11 protein-coding genes are annotated in these 16,871 nt (G+C 69.3%); 5 read left to right on the top strand and 6 right to left on the bottom strand.

The features are described 5' to 3' along the window. Positions 1-4 precede the first annotated feature (4 nt). Both def and G4D85_RS46445 read right to left on the bottom strand, forming a co-directional pair. The gene (gene def / locus G4D85_RS46450; protein ID WP_164021194.1) at positions 5-607 is read right to left on the bottom strand and encodes a peptide deformylase; all 603 of its coding nucleotides are present in this window, start codon (positions 605-607) and stop codon (positions 5-7) included. 35 nt (positions 608-642) lie between these two features. Beyond that, on the bottom strand, positions 643-1,380 hold the full coding sequence (locus G4D85_RS46445; protein WP_240359920.1) for a ferritin-like domain-containing protein: 738 nt from the start codon (positions 1,378-1,380) through the stop codon (positions 643-645). 905 nt (positions 1,381-2,285) lie between these two features. Between G4D85_RS46445 and G4D85_RS46440 the strand changes: the two genes are divergently transcribed. Together G4D85_RS46440 and G4D85_RS46435 are read left to right on the top strand one after the other, a co-directional pair. Then, positions 2,286-3,230 carry a TonB C-terminal domain-containing protein gene (locus G4D85_RS46440; protein ID WP_240359919.1) on the top strand — a complete coding sequence of 315 codons (945 nt, stop codon included), beginning with the start codon at positions 2,286-2,288 and terminating at the stop codon, positions 3,228-3,230. A 50-nt stretch (positions 3,231-3,280) separates the two neighbouring features. Beyond that, complete coding sequence (locus G4D85_RS46435; RefSeq protein WP_164021190.1) at positions 3,281-3,778, top strand: hypothetical protein; 498 nt, start codon at positions 3,281-3,283, stop codon at positions 3,776-3,778. A gap of 17 nt (positions 3,779-3,795) precedes the next feature. Here G4D85_RS46435 and G4D85_RS46430 read toward each other — a convergent pair whose 3' ends face one another. From G4D85_RS46430 to G4D85_RS46420, 3 genes are all read right to left on the bottom strand, one after another. Beyond that, positions 3,796-4,947, bottom strand: a complete 1,152-nt coding sequence (locus G4D85_RS46430; protein ID WP_164021188.1) for a fatty acid desaturase family protein — start codon at positions 4,945-4,947, stop codon at positions 3,796-3,798. A gap of 149 nt (positions 4,948-5,096) precedes the next feature. After that, positions 5,097-7,028 (bottom strand): carboxypeptidase regulatory-like domain-containing protein, encoded by a 1,932-nt coding sequence (locus tag G4D85_RS46425; protein WP_164021186.1) that lies wholly within the window; start codon positions 7,026-7,028, stop codon positions 5,097-5,099. 144 nt (positions 7,029-7,172) lie between these two features. Beyond that, complete coding sequence (locus G4D85_RS46420) at positions 7,173-10,220, bottom strand: CBM96 family carbohydrate-binding protein (protein ID WP_164021184.1); 3,048 nt, start codon at positions 10,218-10,220, stop codon at positions 7,173-7,175. A gap of 139 nt (positions 10,221-10,359) precedes the next feature. On the opposite strand from G4D85_RS46420, the gene G4D85_RS46415 reads away from it, so the two are divergent. Together G4D85_RS46415 and G4D85_RS46410 are read left to right on the top strand one after the other, a co-directional pair. Continuing rightward, positions 10,360-11,403 carry a HupE/UreJ family protein gene (locus G4D85_RS46415; protein ID WP_205526010.1) on the top strand — a complete coding sequence of 348 codons (1,044 nt, stop codon included), beginning with the start codon at positions 10,360-10,362 and terminating at the stop codon, positions 11,401-11,403. 57 nt (positions 11,404-11,460) lie between these two features. Then, complete coding sequence (locus G4D85_RS46410; protein ID WP_164021180.1) at positions 11,461-12,537, top strand: NADH:flavin oxidoreductase; 1,077 nt, start codon at positions 11,461-11,463, stop codon at positions 12,535-12,537. A 74-nt stretch (positions 12,538-12,611) separates the two neighbouring features. Here the strand turns inward: G4D85_RS46410 and carB are convergent, their stop codons facing one another. Continuing rightward, entirely contained in the window at positions 12,612-15,878 is a 3,267-nt protein-coding gene (carB, locus tag G4D85_RS46405; protein ID WP_164021178.1) for a carbamoyl-phosphate synthase large subunit, read from the bottom strand. Between the two features lie 124 nt (positions 15,879-16,002). Between carB and G4D85_RS46400 the strand changes: the two genes are divergently transcribed. Further along, on the top strand, positions 16,003-16,803 hold the full coding sequence (locus tag G4D85_RS46400) for a hypothetical protein (RefSeq protein WP_164021177.1): 801 nt from the start codon (positions 16,003-16,005) through the stop codon (positions 16,801-16,803). Positions 16,804-16,871 lie beyond the last annotated feature (68 nt).

Genomic DNA, 16,871 nt, shown 5'->3' with positions numbered 1-16,871 from the left:
CGCCCTACCCCTTCCGCTCGGGCAACCCCAGTGCCGCGCGCAGTTCGGCGGTGGTGCGCCCCGCCTGGTGGCGGCGGTGGTTCTCCGCCGTGGCGAAGCTCCGCGTCTCCATCCGGTCCAGGTACAGCGTGCCGTCCAGATGGTCGCACTCGTGCTGGAGGATGCGCGCATACCAGCCCTTCGCGCTCACCGTCACCGGCTGGCCATGCTCGTTCAACGCCTCCACGCGCACGCCCCTTGCCCTCGAGACCAGGGCCGCGAAGCCGTTCACGCTCAGGCACCCCTCGTGGAACTCCGCGGGCGTCGGGTCCTCCACCACCAGCTTCGGATTGATGAGCACGTGGAAGGCCACCGGGGCCCGCTCGCGCGACGCCAGGTCCGCTGGGGACACGCCCGCCTGGTACTCGGCCCGGTCCTCCACCACCACCAGCCTCAGCCCCACGCCCACCTGCGGCGCCGCGAGCCCCACGCCGGGCGCGTCGCGCATCGTGTCGCACATGAACCCGATGAGCCGCTGCACCTCCGGACTGGAGATCTCCTCCGGAGTCAAATCGCGAGCCTTCTGCCGGAGCACCGGCTCCCCTGCCTGGACGATCTTGAGCACCATGCCCCCGAACGTAGCAGGGACACCGGCCGTGCACGCTAGGCGCCCGCCGCGCTCCGTCGTTCCACCCACGCTCGCGCGGGCGCGGTGTCCACTCCGAAGCGCTCCAGGCCCGGGAAGACCACGTCGCGCAGCGCCCGCACGAACGTCTCCCGCTTGCGCGTGTGTGGCAGCACGCCGTGCTTGAGCAGCGCGGGGCTCTCCTCCTCCGGCGCTCCCGGTGCGAAGAGCCGGGGTGAGGCAGTCCCCTCCAGCATGGACGGCACATGGCGCGACAGGAAGGACACCGTCCCCGCTCCATGCTCGTGCGACAGCCACGCCCAGCCCAGTCGGCTGTGCGCCACCTCGTCCCGGAGGATGTCGCGCAGCACCGCTCTCACGCGGGGCGCCCCTTCCGGAACCAGCAGCGTCGTCAGCACGGCGGTGCTCTCCGTCTCGGTGATGCAGCAGGCCGCGACCACCTCGTAGAGCACCCGCTCGCGCAGGGCCATGCCGGCGGGCGCCACTTCTTCCGCCGCCAGCGGGGCGGGTGGCATGTCCACCCGGCCGTAGGCTCGCGCCAACAGCTCGCACATGCCCGCGTGGCGCCGCTCGTCTTCCGCAGCGCGCCCGGCCAGCGAGACCAGCGCTTCGGGCGCACCCAACTGCGCGAGCTGCCCCGCCAGCCGTGTGAAGCGCAGCTCCGCGTCCAGCTCCACTTGCCGACGGAAGGTCCAGGCCTCGGCGACGAGCTGCCGCACCGGGTCCGCCAACGGCTCCGCTTTCGCGTCGCTCACCAACCCGGCACCCCGCCTGGCTCCCGCACCTGGAACAGCTTCCGGTAGTCCATCGCGGCCCTGAACCTTTCCGGGCGGGAGGCGCCCGTCCACGGGAGCAGCTTGAACAGGATACTCCAGATGCTCCCGGCACCGCTCACGAGGCCGCGATTCCCCTCCAACCCCAGTCGTAGGTCGCGAGGCGGAGGTCCCTCCTGCCTCAGGAGGAGTGCCACTTCCACCCGGGGCCGGAAGCCATCGCGGCCGTCCGCGTGGCAGCATTTCACGCGGGTGAAGCGTCGGGGACTCCACGCAATGTCGTGAGCCTTGCCCCGTAGGGTCCGCGGAAGGCGCCCCATGACCGTTATGCTGATGGAGCGCGCAGGGCCGGAGCGGAGAGCCGCCATCGGACGAGCCGAGGCGATTCCCCAGGGAAGCTGGGAGTAGCGATGCGGCGGTTTCAACGCCTCGGGTGGGCCGCGCTGGCCTCACTCGCCATCCACGTGGCGCTGCTCGCCCTCCTCTGGGGAGTGACGCCTCCGGCCATCCCGAAACCACCGCGGCCCTCCCACGAGCCGCTCGTCGTGGAGATCATCACCCGCCCCACGGTGGAGCCTTCCACGCCCCCACCGACTCCCCCCGAGGAGCTGCTCGCGAAGCCTCCGCCAATCCGCAAGCCCCGTCCCCGTCGCGAGCGGCCCGTCGAGTCCGAAGCTCCAACCCCAGGAGTCGCTTCGTCGCCCATCCCACCCCCGGACAGGGAGCTGCCATCCTCGTCTCCATCGCAAGACGAAGCCGAGCCGACCGTGGCCTCGGCCACGCCGGCGCCTTCCGAAGTAGCACCGTCGGAGAAACCACCATCAGAAAGCGTGGCGCCGCTCACGGGCCCGGCGACCGGCCCCGCACCCTCCGGAACCGCCCCTACCGTGGCGCAGGGACCCGAGGTGCCACCCGACGCACCGAAGCCGTCCCGCTCGGCGGGGAGCGGCTTCTTCCCACTCCCACCCTCGCTGATGCCAGGAGGCCCGCCCATTACCGGCCCCAAAACCCAGAGCGGCCACACACTGCGCCCCGGAGACCCGAGCCTGTCGCCCGAGGTCCTCGCCGCCCAGGAAACCGCTCGCGTCTCCGGGCGCGTGCAGGTCTTCGTCGAGGACAGGCAGGCCGAGCTCCGCGTGGCCAATGGGCAGATAGACCCGTACTTCAGCCGGCTCCGCGAGGCATTGGAGAAGTCGCTCGAGGATGCTCCCGTGTTCGACGGCATCCGCCTGCTGGACCAGGCCACACACTCGTGGGCCAACCAGGCCAGCAGGTTCGGCGCGACGGGCAATCCCGGCACGGGGCCGGTGGCCGCCGCGCCCACCGTGTCCGAGCAGCTCCAGTCACTCCAGAACCGTGAGGAGCGTGGCGTGGAGTGGATGGAGTCCCTGCGCGCCCGCGTCCAGGCCGGGGACGAGGTGCAGAAGCTCGCGGGGGGCGGGGGCAACAAGCTCGTCGTCACCCTGGAGCTGCACCAGGGCCCCGACGGGACACTGCGCGACGCGAAGCTCGTCTCCACGAGCGGGAACAAGGCCTACGACGCATATGTCCTGAGCGGCGTGCCACCTGCCCTGGCGAAGCTCGCGCCTCCGTCCGACGAGGCCCGGGGTGTGCGGCCCGACGGCATCCACACCCTGTGGTCCGTGGAGGGCCGCGTCGTGTACCTCCGCAAGCTCAAGGAGCTGAAGGGCCAGGACGCCGCGTACGTGGCCGCGGCGCTCGCCGCGGGAATGCTCGCCGGCCGCTTCGATGAGACCACGGGGGAAATCGAGGTCATCGACTTCCGCAACCCGCGCTTCGTCTGCCAGGCCCGCCTGCTGCGCGTCTACTGACGCCCCCGGCCAGTTGGTCCCGGCGGCACGGAGAGGTAGGCTCACGGGCCATGGCTCGTCGCAAGAAGGCCGAGGAGATGGCCGCTCGCGTCCGCAATCTGCTCGCAATGGACGCAGCCGGCATCATGCGCCGGCTGGAAGCCCGCCGTGACGAGATGTTCGCCCTCTTCTCGCGCCTGCGCAGCCGCGAGCCCCTGCTGGGCGCCATCTCCTCACGCTACGCGAGCGGTGCCTTCGAGAACCTCATCTACCTCTCCGAGCAGGAGCAGGCGGTGGTGGACTTCTTCTACGAGCGCCTGGACGAGCTGCGCTGGTACTTCACCTACACCGAGGACATGCCCGGCACCGCACAGATCATCTTCACCAAGCTGCACAAGCGGCTGGAGGAGGCCTACCGGGTGCTGGTGGTGACGCTCGGGCCGCCGGTACCTCCGGATGGCTCGCGCGTGGTGGACGTGCAGGCCGTGCGTCATGAGAGCCCGCCCGCTGCCACGGTGAAGGCGCTGGAGGAAGGCCCCGTGGTCCCCGTACGCCGACGCAAGGCCTGAGACCCGAAGCCGGAGCTTCAGGCCGCAGGGACCGCGACACTCTCGGGCGCGAGGTCCTCCGCCTCGGCCTTGCGAGGCGCGAGCCGCCGCATGGAGCTCTTGCCCACGACGACATCCACCATCTTCCGGGCGCGCGTCCAGACGCTCTCCTGGACGTAGGGGACGCCGTACTTCTCGCAGAGGGCGCGCACCTTCGGCTGCGCCTCGCGGTACTTGAGCATGGGCAGGTCCGGCCAGATGTGGTGCTCGATCTGGTAGTTCAGCCACAGGTGGGCGAAGTCGTTCAGGTCCCCGCCGGTCCGGTAGTTCGCGCTGCCAATCACCTGCTGCACGAAGCGCGCGCCACGGCCCTCGGGAGGCGTGTCGAAGCGGTACAGGTCCTCGCCGGTGTGGTTGGGCCCCACCACGAGGAACGTGTGCAGGCTGGTGAGCACGTCCGCCATCACCGAGTTGCACAGCGCGCTGAAGGCCGCCCACGGGCCGATGACCAGGAACAGCGAGGGGAAGAGGCCGAACCAGACAGCGGCGTACGGCAGGTAGCACTGGAGCAGCAGCTCCTTCAGCTCCGCGCTCGTGAGGTCCCCACCCTTGCGTCGGCCCTTGCGACGCAGCGAGCTCAGCGTCTCCGGCGCGTAGTAGCTGGCGCGCCAGGTGAGGGCGAGCAGCGCGAGCTGGACGTAGCGGAGCGCGAGCGGTCGGCTCGGGTTGCGCAGCGTGCCCTCGGCATTGCGCTCGAGGAGGTCCGGGTCCGCGTCCTCGCCGGTGTGCGAGTGGTGGAGGACGTTGTGCTCGAACTTCCACGCCTCCGGCATCATCCAATCGAGCCAGTCGAGGTAGCGCCGATTCCCCTTGGCGAAGCCCTTGCCGGTGCGGGACTCGGGCAGGCCGGGGACGCGGTCATAGCCCCGGTGCCCCACGTGGTGCATGAGCAGCCACCGCGTGGAGCGGCCCAGGCTGAGCGCCGCGGCGCTGAACGGGTTCGGCGCCAGCCAGCACGTCGCCACGCCCAGCACGGTGGCCGCCCTGCCCCAGCGCTCGATCTTCCGGAGGTGCGCCGCGTCCGGCTCGCCGAGTGACGCGTCCAGCTCCTCACGAAGGGCCTTCAGCTCCCGGTGGAAGCCCTCCACGTCCACGGAGGCAAGATCGAAGTCGGGGGCGTGGGACGACATACGGGCTCTCCTGGCGGAGCTGTTGGCACGGGGTGAGAAGAGGCCCCGACGGTACCCTCCACCGTCAGGCTCGAAAAGGACTGCGTGCCGGACATACCCGGCAGGTTCCCAAGCGTCCAGCCACGCACCGTCGGAGGCGCGAGTACGCCCTAGAGCTGGAGCTTCCGGCGGACCACCCAGACGTCCTCCACCTCGGAACGGCCTGCCCGCCGGAGGCCCAGCAGGACACGGCTCCCCTCCGGCCCCCGGATGCGCTGGACGGCGGTGGGGAAGCCCATCTCCACCACGGGCGTGCCGTCGATGCTGACGATGGCATCCCCGGGCTTCAGCCCCGCCTCGTGCGCGCCGCCCGAGGGGATGACCTGGCCGAGCACCAGCGCGTCATCGCGCGGGCCCAGCACGGTGCCAATGCCCACCATCTCCACGCGCTCCGTCCCGCCATCGGCTACGGCAGTCAGCTCGATGGGAGCCAGGGGCGGTGCTCCTGGACCCACCGTCACGCGGTCCACGATGCGCGTGTCATGGCCCGTCGCACTCACGGACAGGCTGACCGTCCCCGCCGCAAGTCCGTCCACGGTGAAGTGGCCGGACGCGTCGGTCATGGCGTCGAACACCGTGGCGAGCGTCGCGCCGTACAGTCCGTGTTCCACCTGGACGCGGGCTCCGGCGATGGGCCCTCCGCCCTTGGGCTTCACCACCTGCCCTTCCAGGCGGACTCCGGGCGACAGGGTGATTTCCACGGGGCCCGCCTCCGTTGCGCCCGGGGCCACGTTCACTGTAGGGGCGGCTGGAGCCAGCCCGTGCGCTGCGACTCGCAAGGTGTAGGTGCCGGGAGCCAGCCCTTCCACTGTAAAGCGGCCCTCCGGGTCCACCACGGTCAGCGCCGCACCGCCTTCTCGCTCCAGGGGGCCCCGGTGAAGCTGGAGCTCCAGTTGGAAGGAGGCGACGGGAGCTCCGCGCTCATCGCGCACGCGGCCGGTGAGGCGGGCGCCTCGGGCCAGGGTCAGCACCAGGTCACGCCGGCCTGCTTCCACGTTGGAGAGCGTCGTGCTCATCCGGCCGAGGATTGCGGCGTACACGTCGTAGCGGCCGGGAGGCAGATGCTCCAGGAGGAAGCGTCCGTCGGCGTCAGTCATGGCCTCGGACACATCGCCGGCCTCGGCGCCCGGGAGACGCTGACCCCGAGGATACTCGGCCTGGACACCGGCACTCGCAATGGGGGTGCCCGCTTCGTCCACCACGCGGCCCGCGAGGACTTCGCTGGCGCGCGTGGTTTCTGGAGACAGACGCAGCACCAGGCGACGACCCGGGACGCGGGCGCTCAGCTCGGCCCTGGCGGGCGCATGGCCCAGGTGGCGGGCTTCCACGGTGGAGCCCTCGGGGGCATTGAGGCGGACCTCGCCGTCCGGGCCCGTCGTGAACTGGTCGTTGGTGGGGAACAGCACCGTTTCTCCGGTGCGGCCGGTGAGCAGCCGCACCTGTGCACCCGTGAGTGGCTTGCCCGTCGCGTCCTCCACACGGACGATCCAGGACTCCTCGGGCGTGAGGGCCAGCAGCAGCCCTTCCACGCCACTGCCGGGACGTGCCGTGAGGCGGATGGGGCTCTGGCCCCACTCCGGGCCGAAGGGCAGGAAGCCCTCCGCGCGAACGCTGGCGAGTTGCCAGAGCCCTTCGCGGTCCGGCAGGAAGCGGAAGGTGCCTGCGTCGTCGGTGCGGATGCTGGCGGCACCCGTGGGGCCGGCGAAGGTCAGCTCCGCGGACGGAACGCCTTGCCCGCTCGTGGCGGAGACGACCCGGCCGGAGAAGGCTCCAGGTGCGCCTCCGGGAGCGTCCGTGCGGCGTGCCGAAGGAAGCCGCAGCACGGGAGCCGGCGCCTCGTCCGAGGGAGCCGCCTGGGCTTGCTGGGGTGTGGCCGGTGTCGCGCTGGGAGCCTCGGAACGCGCGCGGGATGGAGTGGCACCGGGTGGCTCCGTGAAAGGTGGAGCACCGGGGTTCCGAGAGAAGGCCCACCACAGGCCCACGCTCAGCAACAGCACGCACACTGCGACCCAGCTTCCGTAGCGGCGCTTCGTGTCAGCCATGGCCGCCCATCCTCTAGAGGAGAGGCGGAGCACCGCAAGCGTTACCCGCGAGGCGGCCCCCAACGGGGCCCACTTCACCGTCCAGGCGACACACTCAGCCCCGGAGGAGGCGCTCCCCCTCCGGGGCCATGAACCGCGAGCCCCTTAGAAGAACATCGGGGCCGAGACGACGTAGTGGCCAGACGACAGCTCGGCCACGGCGATGACGGCCTTGTTCGCAGCGGACGGCGTGTAGTTGAAGGAGCCACTGCACGAGGACATGGCGCCACACTGCAGCGTGGCAATGGCTCCGTACCCGTCATCGTCGTGCAGGGTGATCCTGTTGATCTTCAGGGTGCCCGTGTCGTTGAAGTTCTTCGCGAACGCCGTCAGCGTCCAGGCATTGCGGTTGGGCAGGACGCTGCCCATCCACCAGCTCGAGTCGAACGCCGAGGACTGCGTGGCCTGCAGCGCAACGTAGACATTCTTGTCCTCGATGCCGGGACCATTCTGCACCGCGAAGGCCCGCTTCTGGGACAGGGCCTGCTTGAGGTGCGCGAAGTTGCGCCCCAGGGTCCACATGCCCGTCCGGGTCCCTGTCAGCGTCGAGGGACAGTTGTGATCGGTGATGGTGCACGGCGACGTCGTGCAGTGACAGTGCGCATCCGAGTTGGCCGCCGGGGCCACCCGCCACCCGTGGCGGACATACTGGAGGTAGCGATTGATCTTCGGCTGCCAGGAGTTCGCGTAGTAGGCCGTGTTCGTCCACTTCTCCAGATTTCCACCACTCAGCTCGTAGGTGGCCATCCGGGCGATGGCGGTCGTCTCCACCGTCATGTCCACCAGCGGGAAGTCGATGCTGAAGGGGTGGTTGATCTGCCCGAGCCAGTCATTGGCCGTGTCATCCAGGTAGTCGTAGTACACGCGGTTGCTTGTCTTCGCGTCAGACCACCGCCGGGTCACTCCGTTCGTCCAGCTGTATGTCTGCATGTTGAGGCCGACGGCCGGGAACAGGACGTTGAAGTGCCCCATCGAGAAGTTGCCCGTATCGGTCGTCAAGTTGGTGAGGTCGATGCCCGTCGTCGGCTCGGTGCTGGAATGGGTACCCGTGTTGCTGGCGCCATCATTCCTGCTGTCGAAGCGCTGGTCCGCATTGGTGGAGATCGGCCCCGCCTGCTCCACGCCACCGACGAAGAACACCAGCCGGGGCGCATTGGCGGCCCCGCTGTCTCGGGTGTAGAAGCCCAGGGCATCCGTGGTGACGGTGCCCACCGTGATGGCCAGCACCACGTTGCTCAGGGTGTCCGGCTCCGGCGAGCAATCCCCGCTCATCTTCGTATAGAGCGTCCCATTGGTCAGCAGCAGCTCCGAGACGTCGATGTCGTACCAGGTCTCGAGGGGGATATTGCCGGAGAAGAGGTCCTTCTTCTCATCCCAGGACCGGTTCCACCGATCCTTCCATGCCGGGGTAGCCATGCTGTACCAGGCCGGGCTCAAGGTGTTGGCGCCGCTGCAGCGAATCTGCCGGCGGACCTTGAACTGGCCATCGGCCGAAGCGTTCTGGACCTTGATCCTCAGCTTGACCGCGGAATAGGTGCCCACCGCCATGCTGGCGATGTCGAACTTCATGTGAGTCTCGATCGCGCCATTGGCGGTGCCGTTCTCCATTCCCATCGTGGGAATGAACCGCTCGCTCACGCGCGTGGCATCGATGGACTCCTCCTGGCGGTCGAAGCCCGCCACGTTCTTCCAGCCGCCATTGTTGACGTGCTCGGAGAGCGACACGAAGTCCAACTTCTCGGTGTTCTTGAGATAGTTGAGCACATTGGTGGTGTGGGTCCGGAGCTGCGTCCCATCCCAGCCATCCCCGCCATCGCCCAGACCATGGCGGTGCAGATCGCCCCAGACGGGCAGGTACGCGCCCCGGTTGGCGCCCGTGGCGCAGACTCCGCAATCGGTGGGGCTGCTGGCGCAGTCCTCGCCCCGGCCGCAGATGCCGTCGGTCTTCACCGTTGGCAGCTGGTCGCTGATGAAGACCAGCATGGGCTTGAGGGTCGGGTCCTCCTTCGAGGCGAACGTCCCCGTGCCTCCAGCCAGCAGCAGGTCGAGCGACAGGTCCTGCTTCGTGGTGCTCAGCGTGTCCGACCAGGCGATGGCGTTCTCGACGGCCTGGGTGACATCCACCTCAATCCAGCGGCCGGCCACCGTGTTGGAGAGGCTGGCGATGGCGGTGGCGTTCAGGGCCGTCGTGCCCGCGGGTTGATTGTCCCAGGTCAGTCCACTCTCACTCCAGGTCCAGTGGGTGCCCGAGGGGGGCGCGTAGACGAGCGCGCTCGTGCCGCTCACGGTGGTGGTCGGGTACAGCCGCAGCATCACCCGGCCGCGCGGACTGCCCACACCGGCGGGGATGGAGGCGCCATGCAGCTGGATGCCGCGCAGGTCGTTGAGCAGGGGCCGGGAGATGGGGACCTGGAGATAGGCCCGCCGGGCCGGCGACGTGGCCGACAGCGCGAGCGTGGTGGCGGAGCCGGCGTTGGTGGTGGGAGCGGCCTCATCCACGAGCGCATCGGCGGAGGGAACGGCGCCAAAGTAGTCCACGACCAGCCGGGGCTGCGTGCTCTCGCCCTGGAGGATGGTGGCACTGGCCCGGTCCACGAGACACAGGGCGTTGGTGTCGGTGCTCGCCACGGGCCGGATGATGAGCGTCTGGGTGGTCAACGCCGGGTTGATGAGCGGCGTGACATCGATGTCGAAGTAGGAGTTGTCAGCCGAGCCTCCGGGGACCGTGACAAACGCCGTCCCAGGAGTGGGCCGCGTGTTCCAGGTGATCGTCTCGTCCCAGGTCGTGTTGGTGCTGTTGTAGACGCGGAAGTTGTGCGGCGTGCCGCCGTCGACTCCGAGGTACAGACGCAGCGTGACCCGGGAGACGGGAGCCACCAGACCCGTGGTGTTGAACTTGAAGACGACCCACTCATCGGTGCCGCCAGTCTCGATCTGGGCGCACATCGGGGAGTGCGTGCCGTAGTTCGTGGTCGGCAGCCGCTCCTTGATACGGGCGTCATGCGTGGCGACGAACTCGGTGGTCCTCGCGTAGACCAGGGGCTGCCGGGACGCGCCGAGGTCATCCTCCTCACCCTCTTGAGGTCCACAGCCCAGCGCCAGGCACCCCGCCAACCACCAGGCGGCAGCTGCGGACACAAAACCGATTTTCATGCTAAAGCCCCCATTCAAGAATTCTTACAAAACGCGATTAACACGCTTCTCAAGGTTCGGGAACAGGAAATCCGCAGGGCGCGAGGTGAGGGAACCCGCTGCTCGACCTGACCGGTCACTTCGTTTTCAGTGGTGATACATGCGCTCGCTGCTGGTGGTTGTCGTTCTTTCGCTGGCCGCTTCGCCGGCCGCTGGCCATCCCCTCGACATGTCCACGCTGAGCGTGCAGGTCGAGCAGGATCGCGTCCTGCAGATGCTGACGATCCGGAAGGACTCCGTCGAAGAGTTGCTCGGCCCCAATTGGGCCCAGCTTCCGCCCGACGAGTTCATGATGACGGTTTTCTCGGCGACCCTTGGGGCTTCAGCGCTGTCAGCGGGAGGCGAGCCCTGTGAGCTGCTCCCCATGGAGATGGAGCCAGGCGACGGCAACTTCCGCCTCTCGGCCACGGCGAGCTGTCCCGCCCGGGGCGCCCTGAAGCAAACCTTCGGCTTCCTCCAGCGCGTGACGGGTGAGGGCCAGTCGTTGATCGTCCTCACCGACATCGATGGGGAGACCCGCCGCCAGGTCGTCGAGGCCTCGCACCCCGACATCACCTTCGCGCGCAAGGGAGGGGAGGAGCACGGCTTCCCCGGGTTCATCTGGATGGGCGTCAAGCACATCGTCGAGGGCTACGATCACCTGGTCTTCCTGCTCGGGCTGCTCCTGGCGGGCTCGTCCTGGCGCAGGCTGCTCCTGGTGGTCACCTCCTTCACGGTGGCCCATTCCATCACCCTGGCCCTCGCCACCCTCTCGGTGGTGTCCCTGCCCTCGCGATGGGTGGAGAGCGCCATCGCGCTCTCCATCATCGTCGTGGCCACCCTCAACCTTCTGGGCAAGAAGGGCGACAAGCGCTGGATGCTCGCCTTCGCCTTCGGGCTGCTCCACGGCTTCGGTTTTGCTTCGGCCCTCGCCGAGCTGGAGCTGTCGCGCTCGGAGCTGACCTCGGCGCTGTTCGGGTTCAACGTGGGTGTCGAATTGGGGCAGGCAACGCTCGTCCTCCTGGCGCTCCCCCTGCTCCTCCTCCTGCGCCGCAGCCGCTTCGCCCCTCCGGTGGAGCTGGTGCTCTCGGTGGCTTCCATCGGGGGCGGGCTCTACTGGCTCTGGCTGAGGGCGATCCTGCCCTCCTTTCCCATCGGCGCCTGAGTCGGGGCCACGTGGGTGAGCGCCCCGCGTAGCGATTCATTGGGCTACGTTGAGGCCATGACTGGCCTGTTCGCCCCCCTCGAGCTCCGGAAGAACGTCACCGCGCGCAACCGCATCTGGCTCGCGCCGCTGACGAACATGCAGAGCCACGCCGACGGCACGCTCTCCGACGACGAGCTGCACTTCCTCGCCAAGCGCGCCGACGGAGGCTTCGGCCTCGTGGAGACCTGTGCCGCCCACGTCGCCCAGGACGGCAAGGCCTGGGCCGGTGAGCTGGGTGTCCACGACGACGCAATGCTGCCCGGCCTCACCCGCCTCGCGGCACGGCTGCACCAGGGCGGCGCGCTCGTGTCCGCCCAGCTCTTCCACGGCGGGCTCCGCGCCGACCCCGCCGTCAGCGGACTGGAGAAGTGGAGCGCGAGCGAGCACACCGAAGACGGCGCCTCGTGCCGCGCCGGCACCGAGGCCGACATCCAGGCCGCCATCGACGCCTTCGCCAACGCCGCGCGCCGCTGCGCCACCGCGGGCTTCGACTCCGTCGAGCTCCACGGCGCCCACGGCTACCTGCTCTCCCAGTTCCTCAGCACCGTCTACAACCGCCGCGAGGACCGCTGGGGCGGCTCCCTGGAGAACCGCTCGCGCCTCATCCGTGAAACCGTGCGCGCCGTCCGCCGCGCCGCCCCCTCGCTGGTCCTCGCCGTCCGCCTGTCCCCCGAGGACTTCGGCCAGGCCAAGGGGCTCGACCTCGACGAGACGCTCGACGTCGCGCGGATGCTCGTCGAGGACGGCATGGAGATCCTCCACCTGTCCCTCTGGCGCTCCGCCCTCAACACGAAGAAGCGCCCCGACGCGCACGCCGTCTCCCTCTTCCGCGCCGCCCTCCCCTCCCACGTCCGCATCGTCGTCGCCGGAGCCATCTGGTCGCGCGAGGAGGCCGAAGCCCAGCTCGCGCTCGGTGCCGACGCCGTGGCGCTCGGACGCTCCGCCATCGCCAACCACGACTGGCCCGAGCGCATCCGCCGCGGTGGCGACATCCAGCGGCCCCCCGTCGCTCCCGAGACGCTCCGGGGCGAGGGCCTCTCCGAGAATTTCATCACCTACATGCGGCAGTGGAAGAACTTCGTCGCCGCCTGAGCCGCCCCAAACGCATGCGGCCCCACTCCCAGGAGGAGCAGGGCCGCGCGCGTCACTTCACCGGGTGAAGGCCGCTACCGCTTGCCACCCTTGCCCGCGCCCGTCGGCTTGCCGCCGGTGATGCCCAGGTACTCCTGGAGCGGCTTCACGGACAGGTCCGCGCGCTTGAGCGCCTCCAGCGCGCCCACCGCCATGCGCGCCGCCTGCACCGTCGTGTAGTACGGCACCGAGTGCATCAGCGCCTCGCGGCGGATGGAGAAGCTGTCGGAGATCTCCTGCTTGCCGAAGGTGGTGTTGATGACCAGCACGATTTCCCCGTCGACAATCTTGTCGACGATGTTCGGCCGGCCCTCCTTCACCTTCTGCACCACCTGCGCGTCGATTCCCTTCGTCGCCAGGTACGCCAGCGTGCCGGCGGTGACGATGAGCGAGAAGCCCATGCTCCGCAGCCGCCGCGCCAGGTCCACCACCGCCGGCTTGTCGTCGTCCTTCACCGAGATGAACACCTTGCCGCTCTTCGGCAGGCGCACCCCGGCGGCGAGCTGGCTCTTGGCGAAGGCCGACGCGTAGTCGTCCGACAGCCCCATCACCTCGCCCGTCGACTTCATCTCCGGCCCGAGGATGACGTCCACGCCCGCGAAGCGCGCGAAGGGGAACACGCTCTCCTTCACCGCCACGTGCTTGAACTCGGGCTCGTGCGTCGCGCCCAGCTCCTTCAGCGTCTTGCCCACCATGCACAGCGCGGCGATCTTCGCCATCGCCACGCCCGTGGCCTTGGAGATGAACGGCACCGTCCGGCTCGCGCGCGGATTCACTTCCAGGATGTAGATGGTCTTCCCCTGGATGGCGAACTGCACGTTCATCAGCCCCACCACGCCCAGCTCGCGCGCGAGGGCGATGGCCTGGTCCTTCATCCGCTCCACCAGGTCCGGCGACAGCGAGTGCGGCGGCAGCGTCGCCGCCGCGTCACCCGAGTGCACCCCGGCCTCCTGGATGTGCTCCAGCACCCCGCCAATCATCGTCGCCCCGGTCCGGTCCGCGACCAGGTCCAGGTCCACCTCGATGGCGTCCTTCAGGAAGCGGTCGATGAGCACCGGGTGCTCCGGCGACGCGCTCACCGCCTCGCGCATGTACCGCTCCAGGCTGGCCTGGTCGTACACCGTCTCCATCGCCCGGCCGCCCAGCACGTACGAGGGCCGCACCATCACCGGGTAGCCGATGCGCTCCGCCACCTTGAAGGCCTCGGCGTGGCTGCGCGCCACCCCGTTCTCCGGCTGCGTCAGCCCCAGCTTCTCGATGAGCTTCGAGAACCGCTCGCGGTCCTCCGCCCGGTCGATGGCGTCCGGCGACGTGCCCAGAATCGGCAGGCCCGCCTTCTCCAGCGGCACCGACAGGCGCAGCGGCGTCTGCCCACCGAACTGGACAATCGCGCCCACCGGCTTCTCGCGCTGGGACACCTCGAGCACGTCCTCAATCGTCAGCGGCTCGAAGTAGAGGCGGTCGGACGTGTCGTAGTCCGTGGACACCGTCTCCGGGTTGCAGTTGACCATCACCGTCTCGTACCCGGCCTCGCGCAGCGCGAAGGCCGCGTGCACGCACGCGTAGTCGAACTCGATGCCCTGGCCGATGCGGATGGGGCCGCTGCCGAGGATGAGCACCTTCTGCCGGTCCGTGGGCGGCGCCTCGTCCTCCTCCTCGTAGGTGGAGTACAGGTAGGGCGTGTACGCCTCGAACTCCGCGGCGCAGGTGTCCACCCGCTTGAAGACGGGACGGATGTTGCGCGAGTGGCGGTGCGCGCGAACCTCCTCCTCCGGGTAGCCGAGCAGCTTGCCCAGGTACTTGTCGGAGAAGCCGTGCGCCTTCGCCTGCCGAAGCACGTCGTCCGGGAGCTGGTCCAGCCGGCCGTACTCCTGGAGGGTCTGTCCCTCGCGCACCAGCATCTCGATGTAGCGCAGGAACCACGGGTCGATGTGGGACAGCGCGTTCACCGCCTCCACCGTCATGCCCTCGCGGAACGCCTGCGCCACGAACCACGGGCGCTCCGGGCGCGGCACCCGCAGGGCCTCGCGCAGCACCTTCTCCCGCTCTTCCTTCTCGTCGGGCAGGTCCGGCGACTCCAGGCCCACGCGGCCCAGCTCCATGGAGCGCAGCGCCTTCATGTAGGCCTCGGGGAAGGTGCGGCCAATGGCCATCACCTCGCCCACCGAGCGCATGCTCGTGGTCAGCGTCCGGTCCGCGTGCGGGAACTTCTCGAAGTTGAAGCGCGGAATCTTCACCACCACGTAGTCCAGCGTCGGCTCGAAGGAGGCCGGCGTGTCCCGGGTGATGTCGTTGCGCAGCTCGTCCAGCGTGTAGCCCAGCGCCAGCTTCGCGGCGACCTTGGCGATGGGGTAGCCCGTGGCCTTCGACGCCAGCGCGCTGGAGCGCGACACGCGCGGGTTCATCTCGATGACGACCATGCGGCCGTCCTTGGGGTGGATGCCGAACTGGATGTTGGAGCCACCCGTGTCGACGCCAATCTCCCGGATGATGGCCAGCGACGCCTGCCGCATCCGCTGGTACTCGCGGTCCGTCAGCGTCTGCGCGGGCGCCACGGTGATGGAGTCACCCGTGTGCACCCCCATGGGGTCCAGGTTCTCGATGGAGCAGACGATGATGACGTTGTCCGCCGAGTCGCGGACCACTTCCAGCTCGTATTCCTTCCAGCCCAGCACGCTCTCCTCCACCAGGATGGTGGAGGTGGGGCTGGCCTTCAGGCCCGAGCGGCAGATGGCCTCGAACTCGTCGCGGTTGTAGGCAATGCCGCCACCGGTGCCGCCCAGCGTGAAGGAGGGGCGGATGATGGAGGGGAAGCCAATCTCCTCCACCAGCGCCATGGCCTGGTCCAGCGTCGTCGCGTAGCCGCTCTTGGGCAGCGCCACGCCGATCTTCTGCATGGCCGCCTTGAAGAGCTGCCGGTCCTCGGCCTTGTTGATGGCCTCCAGCGAGGCGCCAATCAGGCGCACGCCGTACTTCTCCAGGATGCCCTGCTCCGCCAGCGCCTTGGCGAGGTTGAGCGCCGTCTGGCCGCCCATCGTCGGCAGCAGCGAGTCCGGACGCTCGGCGGCGAGGATGCGCTCCGCCGCATCGACGGTGATGGGTTCGATGTACGTGCGGTGGGCGAACTCGGGATCCGTCATCACCGTGGCGGGGTTGCTGTTGAGCAGCACCACCTCCACGCCTTCGTCCCGGAGTGCCTTGATGGCTTGAGTACCGGAGTAGTCGAACTCGACGGCCTGCCCGATGACAATCGGGCCCGAGCCAATCACCAGAACCTTGCGGATATCGGTACGCTTGGGCATCGGGGGGCCCCCATACCAACCTCCGCCGCGACATGCACGGACTGTATTCGGGGCTGTCCGCTCGCACGGAGCCCGGGCCCCATGCGCGAGCCTCTGCTACGCTCCGCCCCCTTTCGGAGGTTCCATGCGCCGCTGGTCCCTGGCCCTGATTTTCTCCCTCGCGTCCCCTGCCCTCGCCCAGGCCCCCGCCGCTCCCACGACGCCCGAGGCCGCCGAGGCCGCTCCAACGCCCGCGCCCGAGTCGCCCGCTCCCGCGGCGGCAACTCCCGAGCCCGCGGCGCCCGCTCCCGCGACAGCGACTCCCGAGCCCGCGGCGCCTGCTCCCGCGACACCGACACCGGCACCCGCCGCGCCGCCGCCCAGGCAGCGGAGCAGCGCACCGGTCGCACCGACGCCTGCTCCCACGCCCGCGCCGGCAGCGCCTGCTCCCACGCCCACGCCAGCAGCGCCCGCTTCCCCGCCAACCCCCGGGCCGGACGGCATGCTGGTGGATCCCAAGTCGTTCCCCAACCCCAACTCCCAGCCGCAGCTGTCCCGCGCGGAGCTGATCCGCAGGGACATCCAGGACGACGCCCGCTTCCTCTTCCAGAGCCTCATCACCGGGGACGTCCGCAGCGCCTCCAACGAGCTGTTCTACCCGTTCCAGCTCGAGGACAAGCGCTACGCCACCCCGGAGGAGCTGGTGGTGGCCTGGGTGAAGCAGCTCCGGCTCAAGCGCACGGACCTCATCACCCTCTACGACATCGAGGTGCTGCCGCTGGCGGAGATGGAGAAGAAGTACGGCAAGGCCCCCACGCGGCTGGGGATGGACCTGCGCAACGAGAAGGACCTGTGGGCCGCCGTGGGCAACCTCTCCGGCCGCCCCGGCATCTTCCTCTTCCGGCCCTACCGCGACGAGTACCGCGCCTTCGCCTACACGGACTGAGAACGCAACGGGCCCTGGCGGGCGCTCATCGCGGAGCGCCAGCACCAGGGCCCTGGGCACGCGTCTTC

It is taken from the genome of Pyxidicoccus trucidator, from assembly GCF_010894435.1.
Taxonomy (GTDB): domain Bacteria; phylum Myxococcota; class Myxococcia; order Myxococcales; family Myxococcaceae; genus Myxococcus; species Myxococcus trucidator.
The sequence above is the reverse complement of the archived record's forward strand: the minus strand, read 5'-3'. Positions and strand labels throughout refer to the sequence as shown.